This is a genomic window from Burkholderia sp. E168m22, assembly GCF_001319805.1.
In the GTDB taxonomy this organism is placed as follows: Bacteria; Pseudomonadota; Gammaproteobacteria; order Burkholderiales; family Burkholderiaceae; genus Burkholderia; species Burkholderia orbicola.
Window position 1 is genome coordinate 58,802 of sequence record NZ_BBSK01000028.1, and the last position, 13,344, is coordinate 72,145.

Consider the following 13,344-nt stretch of genomic DNA (forward strand, 5'->3'; position numbering starts at 1 on the left):
TCTGTTGCTCCATCGTCAAGGTATGAAATCGCCGCCGTTTGCATCGCGTGGCGTGGCGTGCACGGCGAGTTCGCATGCCCGGTATTTTGCCGCAACCGCGAGCGCGTTCTTCAACTCAATGGAGCGTAGCCGCCCTCCCCCGCAAACGGCTTGCGGGGTGCCTCCGTGTCGTTCATCACGATCGCGTGGCCGCCGCTCCATGTGCGGCACGCCTTGCCGCATGCGCACCAGCGTGTGAAACACACGGGTATCGAGCGCAGCCCCGTCGAGATCGGTTTTCTCCAGCGGCTCCGGAAATCGACCACGCACGAATGAATGCGCCGCCTCGACCGCGGATTTCACGCCGCCCCCAAGGACCGCCGACGGACGCAGCATCGTTCCATGTCATACGTCATCAGATGTGAAAGCGCTCGCTTCCCCTCCCGATATTTATGCAGAAGGCGGGATATTTCCGGGTAAACCCGTGACGTCATCCTCGGTCCACCGGCGTACCATGTCATACGACGACGTACTACATTGAATCGGCATCCAGACGCCGACGCGGGCCGCCGCCCCGTCCGCCGTCACCCGACCGGAGACACCCTTGAACCCGCCCTCGTCCGCCCTGCCCGGCCGCGACCCGCTCGCGTCCGCCGTCTCGAAAGTGAAATGGCACGTGCTGCCGCTCGTGCTGATCATGTTCATCGCGAACTACATCGACCGCGTGAACGTCGGCTTCGTCGATCGCCACCTCGAAGCGTCGATCGGCATCGGCGCGGCCGCGTACGGGCTCGGTGCCGGGCTGTTCTTCGTCGGCTACGCGCTGTTCGAAGTGCCGTCGAACCTGCTGATGCAGCGCTACGGCGCGCGCATCTGGCTCGCGCGGATCATGGCGACGTGGGGCATCGTCGCGGCCGCGATGGCGTTCGTGTGGAACGACACGTCGTTCTACGCGCTGCGCTTCCTGCTCGGCGCGGCCGAGGCCGGCTTCTTCCCCGGCGTCGTGCTGTACCTGTCGCAATGGCTGCCGCCGCAGGAACGCGGCAAGGCGATGGCGATCTTCCTCGGCGGCTCCGCGTTCGCGTCGGTGCTGTCCGGGCCCGTCACCGGCGCGCTGCTGTCGATCCGCGGCTTCGGCCTGGAAGGCTGGCAATGGATGTTCCTGATCGAAGGGCTGTTCTCGGTCGCGCTGTGCGGCGCAAGCTGGCTGCTGCTGAAATCGCATATCCGCGATGCGACGTGGCTCACCGCCGAAGAACGCACGGCGCTGCAGAACGCACTCGACGAGGAGCGCGCGACGCGCGACGTCCGCTCGAACGTGCCGGTGCGCGCCACCACGCTGCTGCGCGATCCGCAGATCATGCTGTTCTGCTTCCTGTACTTCTCGATCCAACTGACGATCTACGCGGCCACGTTCTGGCTGCCGACCATCATTCGCAAGATGGGCGGGCTCACCGATTTCCAGGTCGGCCTGTACAACACGATTCCGTGGATGATCGCGATCGGCGCGATGTACGGCTTCGCGGTGCTGTCGTCGAAGTGGAAGCATCCGCAGCGCTGGCTGGCGTGCGCGCTCGTGCTGGCCGCGTGCGGGCTGTTCGCGTCGACGTCGCATGATCCGGTCTGGTCGTTCGCGTCGATCTGCTTCGCCGCGCTCGGCTTCAAGGCCGCGTCGTCGCTGTTCTGGCCGATTCCGCAGGGCTACCTCGATACGCGGGTGGCCGCGGCCGTGATCGCGCTGATCAACTCGGTCGGCAACCTCGGCGGTTTCGTCGCGCCGACGGCCTTCGGCTATCTGAAGCAACATACGGGTTCGATCACGGGCGGGCTGTATGCGCTCGCGATCGCTTCGCTCGTCGCCGCGGTCGCCGCGCTGTTCGCGCGCACGCACCGGCGCAGCGATCCGCCGCGCGGCCAGCCGGCCGACGAAACTTTCTCGCACGCCTCGATGCTCCGCCATGCCGAACACTGACCGCCTGACCGTCGTCGTCTCGAATGCCGTCGACGGCGACCTCGCCACCTTCGCCCTCACCGGCGACGGTACGCTCGCGCCGCTCGCCCGCTATCCGGCCGCCGACGTCGCGATGCCGATCGCCGTGCAGGCCGACCGCACGCGGCTCTACGTCGCGACGCGCGGCGAGCAGCCAACGATCGTCGCGTTCCGCGTCGCCGCCGCCACGGGCGCGCTCGCGCGCATCGGCACGACCGCGATCGACGCGAGCCATGCATACCTGTCGCTCGACCGCAGCGGCCGCTGGCTGCTCGGTGCGTCGTACGGCGGGAATTCGCTGAGCCTCTACGACGCCGGGCGCGTGCGCGACGGCGACGGCACGCCGCTGCAAGTCGCGGGCGGCATCGCGAACGCGCATGCGGTGATCGTGTCGCCGGACAACCGTTTCGCGTACGTCAGCTCGCTCGGCTCGGACCGCGTGTTCGGCTTCGCGCTCGTCGAGGACGCCGCCGGCCTGCGCGCGGTCGAACACGGCGACACGCGCGTGCCCGCCGGCTTCGGCCCGCGTCACCTGCGGTTCGCGGATGACGGCCGCACGCTCGTCGTCGTCAGCGAATTCCAGGGAATGCTCGCGACCTTCGCCCGCGACACCGACACCGGCCGGCTCGGCGACCCGCACGTGAGCGCACGCCATCCGGCCGTCGCCGAACTCGCGCAAGGCCATGCGCGCCCGCCCGCCCCGACCGAGCCGTCCGTGTGGGCCGCCGATCTGCACCTGACGCCCGACGAGCGTTTCGCGTACGTCAGCGAGCGCACATCGAGCCGGTTGCTCGGCTACCGCCGCAACGAAGACGGCACGTTCGAGCCCACCCACGCGACGCCCACCGAGACGCAGCCGCGCGGCTTCGCGATCGATCCGTCGGGGCGCTGGCTCGTCGCGTGCGGCGAGCAGTCGGAGCACGTGGCTGTGTATGCGATCGCGCCGGACGACGGCACGCTGTCGCTGCACACGCGCGTGCCGGGCGGCCGCGGCGCGAACTGGATCGCGATCGTCTGAAAGCTTGAAGGTTTGAAGAAGCATCCGCGCATGCGCGAGGACCGGCAAGCCGATGCGGGGGCAACGTTCAGCGCCGCTCGCTCGGCGCCACGCCCGTCCAGCGCTTGAACGCGCGCGTGAAATTCGCGCGGTCGGTATAGCCGACGCGCGCGGCGATCTCGTCGACCGGCAGCCGCGTGCCTTCGAGCAGCCGCAGCGCGTCGCGCAGCCGGATCTCGTCGAGCAGCGCCGAATAGGTCGCACCGTATTCGGCGAGCTTGCGCTTGAGCGTGCGCGCCGACACATGCAGTTCGCGCGCGACGTCGTCGACCGACGGATAGCCGCCTTCCCCGCAGATCAGCAGGTTGCGCACGCGCTCGACGATGCTCTCCGCATAGCCGAGCCGCGCGAGTTCGGCCTCGCACTGCTGGACGATCATCTGCGCGGTCTGCGCGTTCGCGGTGCCGATCGGCTCGTCGAGCAGCGCGGCGTCGCAGCGGATGCGGTTCGCGCTCGCGTCGAAATGGCAGCGCGGCAGCCGCGCGCGATAACGCTCGAACCACGGCGGCTCCGGCCATTCGAAATGGAGCTCGGCACGCGACTGCAGCGTGCGCCCCGGCGTCGGATACAGCAGCGAATTGAACAGGATCGCGGTTTCGACCAGAAAGTTTTCCACCGCGAACTGGCGCAGCCGGCCGAGCGGAAACGCTTCGAGCACGTCGATGTCGACGATGCCGTCGAGCTGCGCGAGCCGCACCGAGAAAAAAGGCACGCGCGTCGGCAGGTAGCGGATGCCGAGCGCGATCGCCTCGCCGAGCGTCGCGCAGCTCATCAGCCCGAAGCCGATCAGCCCCGCTTTCGTCAGGCTGCTGCGCAGGCCGATCTCGATCGCGATCGACGGATCGTCGGTCGCGTCGAGCAGGTTGAACACGATCGCCGCCTGCTGCAGCGGCGTGATGCGCGCATCGGGCTGCGCGAGCCGGTCGCGCGCGACGCCCGAGCCGGCGAGAATGCGGCCGCCGTCGATGCCGCGCTCCTCGGCCAGCATCAGCATGAACAGCGCATACGCGGACGACACCGTCGCCTTGTTCAACTGGCGCGCGGCATCCGGAACGGACAAGGCCATGCGGCGAACTCCCGAGCGGTTTCGGCGGATTGTAGCGTCGCTGGCCCGCCATGACACCACGGTGGCACTCTAGCGGGCCGACCTCCGCTCAGGCGCCCGCGCGTCGGCCAACGTGGCCCGAAATGACACCACCCTTGGCACCGACGGCCCTCGCCTGCGTTCCGGCACGCGCCTATGCTTGTCACATCGGCATTGCGCCCCACTCTTTCCGCACGGATTCCGGTCGATGAGCCAACCCGCACGAACCGCCTTTCGCCACGACGCCGACAGGGTCGCGTACGTCCGCCGCGAAGTGAACGCCGCGAGCGACGCGATCCGCGCACGCTTTCCGCTGCTCGACAACCAGAACCTCGTCGGCGCGACCGTGATGGCCGTGTCGGTGAGCGCGATGCTCGCGATCGCATGGCTGTATGCGCGTGGCGCGATCGCGTGGTACGTCGCGCTGCCGCTCGCCGCGTTCGTCACGTCGCTGATCCACGAGCTCGAGCACGACCTGATCCACCTGATGTACTTCAAGAAGACGCCGTGGGCGTATCACCTGATGATGGCGCTGTGCTGGCTCACGCGGCCCGGCACGATCAACCCGTGGACGCGCCGACGCATGCACCTGCATCACCACAAGGTGTCGGGCGGCGAATCGGACCTGGAGGAATACGGCATCACCAACGGCGAGCGCTGGGGCGTGAAGCGCCTGCTGATGATCGCGGACGGCATGCTCGCCGTCGTGCTGCGGCCGGCCGCGATGCGTCGCAAGGTGAAGCAGTACGTGGCCGCGCAACCGGTGCAGGACCCGTCCGAACGCCTGCAGTTGCGCATCGAGCAGGTGTCGTCGTACATGCCGATCGGTCACCTGTACTACACGCTGTGGCACGCGTTCATCGTCTATCACGTCGGCCTGTTCGCGCTGCATGCGTTCGATGTCGCGGTGACGGTGCCCGCCGCCGTCGAGCGCGTGATGAGCGTCGTCGATTTCCTGGCGGTGGTGTGGCTCGGGCCGAACTTCTTGCGCAGCTTCTGCATCAACTTCGTCAGCTCGAACATGCACTATTTCGGCGACATCGACTCGCGCAACGTGATCCAGCAGACGCAGGTGCTGAACCCGTGGTGGATGCTGCCGTTCCAGCTGTTCTGCTTCAATTTCGGCAGCACGCACGCGATTCATCATTTCGTGGTGCGCGATCCGTTCTACATCCGGCAACTGACCGCGCGCCATGCGCATGCGGCGCTGCGCGAAGTGGGCGTGCGCTTCAACGACGTCGGCACCTTCGCCCGTGCGAATCGCTGGGGCGGCTATCGTCCGTCTCGCCGCACGCACCACGCGCAGGCCGACGCGTAACGGCGGCGGCGCGCCGCATCAGCGCCGCATCAAGCGTCGATCGGCGGCATCGGCCCCTGCCCGCGAATCCACGACCAGTTCGCGAGCTCGGCCATTTCCTTGTCGCCGCGACTGTCGCCATACGCGAACAACTGCTTCGGCGGCCGGTTGCCCCACCATCCGCGCAGCCGCACGACCTTCTGCGGCCCCCAGCAGTTCTCGCCGTCGAGGCGCCCGGTGAAGACGCCGCGCTCGAACGCGAGCCGCGTCGCGAGCACCGTGTCGAAGCCGGCCGTCTTCGCCCACTTCTCCAGATACAGCGACGGCGATGCGCTGACCAGCACGACTTCATGCCCACGCGCCCGATGCTCGCGGATGCGCTCGAGCATTTCCGGACGCACGAGGCGCGGCAGATAACCGTCAACGAAGGTGCGCGCGTGCGCATCGAGCGCGTCTTCACGAATCGGCCCGAACGCGAACGACGCGAACTTTGCCTTCGCGTCGCCGCGCGACAGCAGCCCGGCCTTCATCGCGACGATCCACGGCAGCGCGCGCAACCCGGCCCACGCGAAACGCGGCGTGCCGACCGCCTGGCGGACGAAATGGCGAAAGCTGTCGGTGGTCGTGATGGTGCCGTCGAAATCGAAGGCGGCGACGATGCGGTCGGTCATGGAGAATCGGCGGGGAAAGCGATGAGATGCCCGGGAAGATAGCAGACTCGCGGGGGCCCGCGCGAAACCGTAGAGTCCGCCCCGACGCCCCCTCAGCGATCATGCACCATCGCCCGTGAACGCCCAGTTATCTCAAATAGTGGGCCGCCCCTCCCGCAAACGACAATGATTCTCGTTTACGCTAGACTCCGCCGCTCGATAAAAACACGTCCGCGACAGTACGGACGCGTCACGCCGCCCGGATTCCGACTTGCCGCCCTGGGATGGATCACCGACTACACCCGATTTGCGTCCCATGTCGACACTTTCGTTACCCGTCCGGCGTCTCACGCCGATTGCCTTCGGCATTGCGCTCGCCTGCACCTTCCCGGCCGCCGCACGGGCCCAGCAGGCGACTTCCGCCGCCGTCAACGCCAATGCCGCGTCCGATGCCGCCATGCTGCCGTCGATCAACGTGACCGGCGCGGCCGAGCCGCTGCCCGGCGACCTCGCACCGACCTACGCCGGCGGCCAGGTCGCGCGCGGCGCGGATTTCGGCGTGCTCGGCCGGCAAAAGGCGAGCGACGTGCCGTTCAGCATGACCACCTATACGTCGAAACTGATCGAGGACCAGCAGGCGCGCACGCTCGCCGACGTACTCGACAACGACCCGGCCGTGCGCAGCGCCTCCGGCTACGGCAACTTCTCGCAGGTATTCGTCATCCGCGGTTTCGAGCTTGCCGGCGACGACGTGTCGCTCAACGGCCTGTACGGCGTCACGCCGCGGCAACTCGTCCAGACCGATGCGGTCGAGCGCGTCGACGTGTTCAAGGGCGCGAATGCCTTCCTGAACGGGGCGTCGCCGAACGGCTCGGCGGTCGGCGGCGGCGTGAACCTGCAACTGAAGCGTGCGGACGACAAGCCGCTCACACGCGTCACCGTCGACGGCGCCACGTCCGGTTCGCTCGGCACGCATGTCGACATCGGCCGCCGCTTCGGCAGCGAAGGCCAGTTCGGCGTGCGCGTGAACCAGTCGATCAGCGGCGGCGACACGGCCGTCGACGACGAGCGCCGCCGCAGCAACGTGACGGCGGTGTCGCTCGACTGGCGCGGCGACAAGCTGCGCCTGTCCGGCGACTTCCTGTATCAGCGGCAGCGGATCGACAACGGCCGCCCGGTCGTGCTCGTCAGCGGCGATCAATTGCCCGCCGTGCCGTCCGCGACGCACAACTATGCGCAACCGTGGAGCTTCAGCGAACTCGAGGACACGGTGGGCATCGTGCGCGCCGAGTATGACTTCCTGCCAGCATGGACGGCCTACGTATCGGCCGGCGCACGCCATACGAACGAGCATGGCGACTATTACACGCCGACCTACTCGTCGTCCGGCACGACCGGCTCGCGCCTGAGCGTGCCGCACAAGGAAGATGCGCAGTCGGCCGAGGCCGGCGTACGCGGCCGCTTCACGACCGGCCCCGTGTCGCACTTCGTGACGGCCGGCGCGTCGTTCATCCGCGTCGACAGCCAGTCCGCGTACACGCTGTCGAACGCGTTCCCGACGACGCTCTACGATCCCGCGCCGATCGCGTCTCCGCCGACGGCCTACACGGGCGGCGACATGAACGATCCGGGCACGGTCACGAAGACCTGGCTGCGCAGCCTCGCGGTGTCCGATACGCTCGGCTTCCTGGACGACCGCGTGCTGTTCACGATCGGCGCGCGCCGCCAGTCGATTTCGGTCGACAACTTCAGCTACACGGGCGCGGTCACGGGCGTCTACAGCGACGCGATCACGACGCCCGTGTTCGGTCTCGTCGTGAAGCCGTGGCGCAACGTGTCGATCTTCGCGAATCGCAGCGAAGCGCTCGCCCAGGGCGAGATCGCGCCGAACACCGCGCGCAACGCAGGCCAGGCGCTGTCGCCGTACCGGTCGAAGCAATATGAAGCCGGCATCCGCTACGACACCGACAAGTACGGTGCGTCGCTTGCGCTGTTCCAGATCGAGAAGCCGATGGCGTACACCGACCCGGCGACGAACCTGTTCGGCGCCGACGGCACGCAGCGGCACCGCGGCATCGAGACGGCCGTGTACGGCGAGCCGTGGAAAGGTGTGCGGCTGATCGCCGGCGCGACGTACCTCGACGCGACGCTGCAGAACACGGCGAGCGGCGCGAACGACGGCCACCGGCCGATCGGCGTGCCGTCGTTCCTGCTCAACGCGGGTGCCGAATACGACGTGCCGATGCTGCGCGGGCTCACGCTAACCGCGCGCTGGCTCCACACGGGGCCGCAGTACCTGGACGTCGCGAACACGATGTCGATCCAGGCGTGGGACCGCTTCGACCTCGGCGCGCGCTACGCGACAAACGTGTTCGGCAAGAAGACGACGTTGCGCGCGACCGTGCGCAACGTCGCGAACAAGTCGTACTGGTCGTCGACGATCGGCGGATACCTGACGCAGGGCGACCCGCGCTCGGTGTGGCTGTCGATGACGACGGATTTCTGACCGACGCGGAAGGGAGTGGCGGGCTGCCGCCAGAGTTTGCTATACTCTCGGTCTTCCGGAGAGATGGATGAGTGGTTTAAGTCGCACGCCTGGAAAGCGTGTATAGGTTAATCGCCTATCGGGGGTTCGAATCCCCCTCTCTCCGCCAGGATTGACGAGAAAGCCCCGCAGAATCAATGTTCTGCGGGGCTTTTTGTTTCTCGGCCCATCAGCAACCCATCACCAGGCCGAACGTCGCCCGGGTCGCTGCGCTTCCCACTGCTCATGCCTGGCAAGAACTGGCGATGAACTCGCATCACGCCGAGGTCTCTCGTTACTGCCACGTCGCGCGCAATGAGCCCCGGCTTGCCGAAGCGGTCTTGGTCGACGCCTCAAACATTCCCGCGCCCGACCGTTAAACTGCTTTCCCGATAAACAATATCGAAACGCGTAGAGACCATGAAAAAGAAAACACGAATCGCGATCGCCGGAATCGCAATCGCCGCAGGCATCGCTTCCAGTTATGCGAGCCCGTACATCACCATGTATCAGATGCGATCGGCCATGGCAGACAAGGATGCCGACTCGTTTTCGTCGCACGTCGACTTTCCGTCGCTGCGCGAAAGCCTGCGTGGTCAATTCCTGACCATGGTGCAATCGAAACTGGCGAATTCGCCCGACATGAAAGGCAATTCATTCGCCGGTCTGGGAATGATGGTGGCGATGGGTTTCGCGAATCAGCTCATCGACACGATGGTGACGCCGGCGGGCGTCATGACCATGATGGCTCAGGGAACGGCCAAACCCGCGCACCCTGCCGATGTCCCGGCGGCCCCCGCATCCTCCGCCGCCCCGACGGAAGCGACTCACGCAGGTTCCGATGTCGGCGCGACGCCGGATCAAGCCAACTCGACGCCGAAAGTCGACTATTCGGTACGCTACAAGAACTGGTCGACCGTCACCGCAACTGCGCGAAAAGGAACGGACGACCAGGTGACGCTGGTATTCAAGCGTGATGGTCTCTGGTCGTGGAAACTGAGCGGCATCGACCTGCCGATCGACCGGATCGCTCCGAACTGATCGCCGAGCGTGCGAAGCGCGATGGATGCCGAGCGCCGCACGCTAAAGATCGGCATTGATCCGACGATATAGGAGGTTTCGGCTCCGCGAGTCACGTCCATGCGATTCAGCCTGCGGTTCATCATGACGGCCGGCGCGTCGGCCATGCTGGCGGCCTGCGCGACAGCACCGTCGCACCCGACGATCAGTACCACCGTTGCCGTCACATCGACTCCGTCACCGCAGAAAACACTACGCGATGGCGGGGCCGCAACCGACCTGTCAGTCGTCGGTCAGCCCGCGCCGACGTTCCACACGCTCCTGTCCGTTCGCGAATGTGTTGCCGGAAAATGCACGGCAGGCATCGCAAAGCCGACGATCGCGGTAACCGTCCAGCGCGTTTCCGAAGGGCACGCGACCATACGCTTCATGGTGACCATGGATATCGCCGGCAGTCAGACGCTGAAATCGCAAACCAGCCAGGCGACGTCGGAAGTGACCCTGTCGGTCCCGTCGGGCGCGACGCCGATCACCGATCAGTTTGCCGTTGACCGGGTCGCGACGATCAAGGTGGGCGAGTTTCGACACGTGGCGTTGCCGCACGGCATTCGTGCCTATGTGTGCGTCGCGATCCCCAATGCAAACGACGTGACGGACGGAAGCTGCGATGTCGGTCGCATGCAAACGACCAAAGGTGCCGAACTCGGGACTTCCGCGCTCTAATCCGCGTCATACGATACGACATTCGCCCCCTCACGGATGCCGAATGTAATCCACCAACGCCCGCGTATACTCATCCGGCCGCTTATCACACAGACTCACCACGATCGCCACCGCGAACCCCGCCGGCACGCCGAACACGCCTGAGCTGATCGACTCGATCCCGAACCACGTACGTCCGGCGAACCCGGTCAACTGCGTGAAGAACGGATAAGTCGACACGATGTAGTACACACACACCGCCAACCCCGTCACCATCCCGGCAATCGCGCCACGCGTCGTCGTGCGCTTCCAGAACACCCCCAGCACCAGCACCGGAAAGAAGCTCGACGCCGCCAGCGAAAACGCGGCGCCGACGAGGAACAGGATCTTCCCGGTATTGAGCGACGCGACATACGACGCGAACAGCGCCACCCCCAGCAGCAGCACCTTCGAGATCGTCACGCGCCGCTGGCTCGACGCATCGGGCGCGACCATGCAGTAATAGACGTCGTGCGACAGCGCATTCGCGATCGTCAGCAGCAACCCGTCCGCGGTCGACAGCGCCGCAGCCAGCGCACCGGCCGCGATCAGCCCCGACACCACGTACGGCAGCCCCGCGATCTCCGGCGCGGCCAGCACGACCATGTCCGGCTGCATCTGGATTTCCGACCAGTGCACGATGCCGTCGCGAATCACCTCGACGACGCTGATCAGGTCGGGTTCGAAGTGATGCCATTGCGTGACCCACGCCGGCAATTCGGCGAACGGCCGCCCGACGAGATTCGCGAGGATCTCGTACTTGATCAGCACCGCGAGCACCGGCACGCTCAGGTAGAACAGCGCGATGAAGAACAGCGTCCAGCCGACCGAGCGCCGTGCCGACGCGACCGACGTGGTCGTGTTGTAGCGCGTCAGGATGTGCGGCAGGCTCGCGGTGCCGAGCGACAGGCACAGCAGCAGCGCGAGGAAATTCCGCTCGCGCGGCTTGCGTTCGTCTTCGCTCGCGGCCGGAAACGGCTCGTGCATCGGCACGGGCGGCTCGGCCCGCGCGAGCAGGTCGTCGCGCGCCTGCGTCCACGCCACGCGCGCCGCTGCCGGATCGCGCGGGAAATCGGCCAGTTCGCGCTCGCGCTGGCTGATCTCGCGCAGCGGCCCGTTGTGACGGCGCAGGTCGGCAAGCTGGTCGACGAGATGTCGACGCGCATCCGCATAGGACGCCGGCAGCCGGTCGAGCCGCGTCTGAATAGCCGCGGCCTGCCGGCGATACGCATCGCGCACCTGCTGCTCGTCGTGCGCGTCGCGCACCTGCGCCTCGCGCGCCGCGACGCGCTCCATCAGCTTGCCGTAATTGAACTGCGGCACGGGGCCGAGCCCGTTCTTCATCGCGATCAGCGACACCGGAATCAGGATCGCGCTGATCAGGATGATGTACTGCGCGACCTGCGTCCACGTAACCGCGCGCATCCCGCCGAGAAACGAGCACACGAGAATGCCCGCGAGCCCGCAGAAGATGCCGATCGCGAAATCGACGCCGATGAAGCGCGTCGCGATCAGGCCGATCCCCTGGATCTGCGCGACCAGGTACACGAACGAACACAGGATCGCCGCGCCGGCCGCGAGCGCACGCACGGCCGTGCTCGAGAAGCGCGTGCCGAGAAAGTCGGGAATCGTGTAACGCGCGAGCTTGCGCACATACGGCGCAAGCAGGAACGCGACGAGGCAGAACCCGCCCGTCCAGCCCATCACGTACGCGAGCGCGTCGTAGCCGGTCGCGTAGAGCGAGCCGGCCAGGCCGATGAACGACGCGGCCGACAGCCAGTCGGCCGCCGTCGCCATCCCGTTGAACGCGGATGGCACGCGCCGCCCGGCCACGTAGTACTCGACGAGATCGGACGTGCGCGACAACAAGCCGATCACCGCATACACGGCGATCGGCACGAACAGGAACACGTAGCCGATCCAGACGCCCGAGCCCGTCGCGCGCTCGATCCGCCACATCAGCAGCACGAAGCCGAGAAACCCGAGCGTGTAGAGCGCGTATGCGCGTATCAGTCGATGCGTCAGCATGAATCAGCGCCCGCCGTTCGCATGGCCGGCGCGCGCCGCATGCTCGTCGTACGCGCGGCGCAGCGTGCGGTCCGCGCGTTGCATCAACCCGATGTAGGCGACGATCAGCACGAGGTACACGAGAATCGCGCCCTGCGCGCCGACATAGAACGGCAGGCTGAAGCCGGCGAAGCGAACGCCGGCGAGCGCGGGCCCGAAGAACGGCACGATGAACGACACCGCGAAGCCGGTCACCATCAGCACCGCGATCAGCGCGACGTTGAAGCGCCAGTAGCGCGCATGCGCACGCGCGAGCGGTTCGGGAACGGGGGGTGGCGCGGCAGGCGCCGAACGGGTCGGAACGGTCATGCCGTTATGTAGCAAAAAGCCCCCGCGCGGGCAATCGGGATTGCCGCGCAGGGGCTCGTGCGCGAGATGCGCAACCGGCAGGCGCTCAGCGCACTTCGGTGAGCTGCTCGAGGATGGCCGGATTCTCGAGCGTGGACGTATCCTGCGTGATCGCCTCGCCCTTCGCGAGCGAGCGCAGCAGGCGCCGCATGATCTTGCCCGAGCGCGTCTTCGGCAGGTTGTCGCCGAAGCGGATGTCCTTCGGCTTCGCGATCGGCCCGATCTGCTTGCCCACCCAGTCGCGCAGCGTCTTCGCGAGCGCCGCCGCTTCGTCGCCTTCCGGGCGCGAGCGCTTCAGCACGACGAATGCGACCACCGCTTCACCGGTCGTGTCGTCCGGACGGCCGACCACCGCCGCCTCGGCCACCAGCTCATGCGACACCAGCGCCGACTCGATCTCCATCGTGCCCAGCCGGTGGCCCGACACGTTCAGCACGTCGTCGATCCGGCCCATGATCGTGAAGTAGCCGGTCTCCTTGTCGCGCACGGTGCCGTCGCCGGCCAGATAGAGCGTGCCGCCGAGTTCTTCCGGGTAGTAACTCTTCTTGAAGCGCTCCGGGTCGCCCCAGATCGTGCGGATCATCGCC

Annotated in this window: 11 protein-coding genes, 1 tRNA gene and 1 pseudogene; 7 read left to right on the forward strand and 6 right to left on the reverse strand. The window is 66.9% G+C overall.

The window, feature by feature from the left end:
- Window positions 1-15: 15 nt before the first annotated feature.
- Window positions 16-375, reverse strand: coding sequence for a hypothetical protein (locus tag AP428_RS34865; RefSeq protein WP_082409331.1), 360 nt, complete (start codon window positions 373-375; stop codon window positions 16-18).
- A 208-nt stretch (window positions 376-583) separates the two neighbouring features.
- Here AP428_RS34865 and AP428_RS08525 point away from each other — a divergent pair, with 208 nt between their 5' ends.
- A complete protein-coding gene (locus AP428_RS08525; RefSeq protein WP_012328858.1) occupies window positions 584-1,951 on the forward strand; it encodes an MFS transporter in 1,368 nt (455 codons plus the stop codon).
- Window positions 1,938-2,987 (forward strand): beta-propeller fold lactonase family protein, encoded by a 1,050-nt coding sequence (locus AP428_RS08530; RefSeq protein WP_054927986.1) that lies wholly within the window; start codon window positions 1,938-1,940, stop codon window positions 2,985-2,987. Before AP428_RS08525 ends, AP428_RS08530 begins: the two co-directional genes overlap by 14 nt.
- 67 nt (window positions 2,988-3,054) lie before the next feature.
- On the opposite strand, the gene AP428_RS08535 is transcribed toward AP428_RS08530, so the two are convergent.
- Window positions 3,055-4,092: an AraC family transcriptional regulator gene (locus tag AP428_RS08535; RefSeq protein WP_034174502.1), complete on the reverse strand. Its 1,038-nt coding sequence runs from the start codon at window positions 4,090-4,092 to the stop codon at window positions 3,055-3,057.
- A 226-nt stretch (window positions 4,093-4,318) separates the two neighbouring features.
- Here AP428_RS08535 and AP428_RS08540 point away from each other — a divergent pair, with 226 nt between their 5' ends.
- A complete protein-coding gene (locus AP428_RS08540; protein WP_054927987.1) occupies window positions 4,319-5,428 on the forward strand; it encodes a fatty acid desaturase in 1,110 nt (369 codons plus the stop codon).
- A 29-nt stretch (window positions 5,429-5,457) separates the two neighbouring features.
- Here AP428_RS08540 and AP428_RS08545 read toward each other — a convergent pair whose 3' ends face one another.
- The gene (locus AP428_RS08545) at window positions 5,458-6,078 is read right to left on the reverse strand and encodes an HAD family hydrolase (protein WP_054927988.1); all 621 of its coding nucleotides are present in this window, start codon (window positions 6,076-6,078) and stop codon (window positions 5,458-5,460) included.
- A gap of 295 nt (window positions 6,079-6,373) precedes the next feature.
- Here AP428_RS08545 and AP428_RS08550 point away from each other — a divergent pair, with 295 nt between their 5' ends.
- The 4 genes from AP428_RS08550 (at window position 6,374) to AP428_RS08565 (ending at window position 10,324) form a co-directional block, all read left to right on the forward strand.
- A complete protein-coding gene (locus AP428_RS08550) occupies window positions 6,374-8,563 on the forward strand; it encodes a TonB-dependent siderophore receptor (protein WP_054927989.1) in 2,190 nt (729 codons plus the stop codon).
- A 57-nt stretch (window positions 8,564-8,620) separates the two neighbouring features.
- Window positions 8,621-8,711, forward strand: a tRNA-Ser gene (locus AP428_RS08555).
- Between the two features lie 290 nt (window positions 8,712-9,001).
- The gene (locus AP428_RS08560) at window positions 9,002-9,622 is read left to right on the forward strand and encodes a DUF2939 domain-containing protein (RefSeq protein ID WP_054927990.1); all 621 of its coding nucleotides are present in this window, start codon (window positions 9,002-9,004) and stop codon (window positions 9,620-9,622) included.
- A 99-nt stretch (window positions 9,623-9,721) separates the two neighbouring features.
- Window positions 9,722-10,324, forward strand: a complete 603-nt coding sequence (locus AP428_RS08565) for a hypothetical protein (RefSeq protein WP_054927991.1) — start codon at window positions 9,722-9,724, stop codon at window positions 10,322-10,324.
- A gap of 30 nt (window positions 10,325-10,354) precedes the next feature.
- Here AP428_RS08565 and AP428_RS08570 read toward each other — a convergent pair whose 3' ends face one another.
- The 3 genes and pseudogenes from AP428_RS08570 to AP428_RS08580 form a co-directional block, all read right to left on the reverse strand.
- Window positions 10,355-12,370 (reverse strand): sodium:solute symporter family protein, encoded by a 2,016-nt coding sequence (locus AP428_RS08570; RefSeq protein ID WP_054927992.1) that lies wholly within the window; start codon window positions 12,368-12,370, stop codon window positions 10,355-10,357.
- Window positions 12,371-12,373: 3 nt separating this feature from the next.
- The gene (locus tag AP428_RS08575; protein WP_054927993.1) at window positions 12,374-12,718 is read right to left on the reverse strand and encodes a DUF4212 domain-containing protein; all 345 of its coding nucleotides are present in this window, start codon (window positions 12,716-12,718) and stop codon (window positions 12,374-12,376) included.
- An 85-nt stretch (window positions 12,719-12,803) separates the two neighbouring features.
- Window positions 12,804-13,344, reverse strand: a pseudogene (locus AP428_RS08580) (AMP-binding protein); the annotation flags it as partial.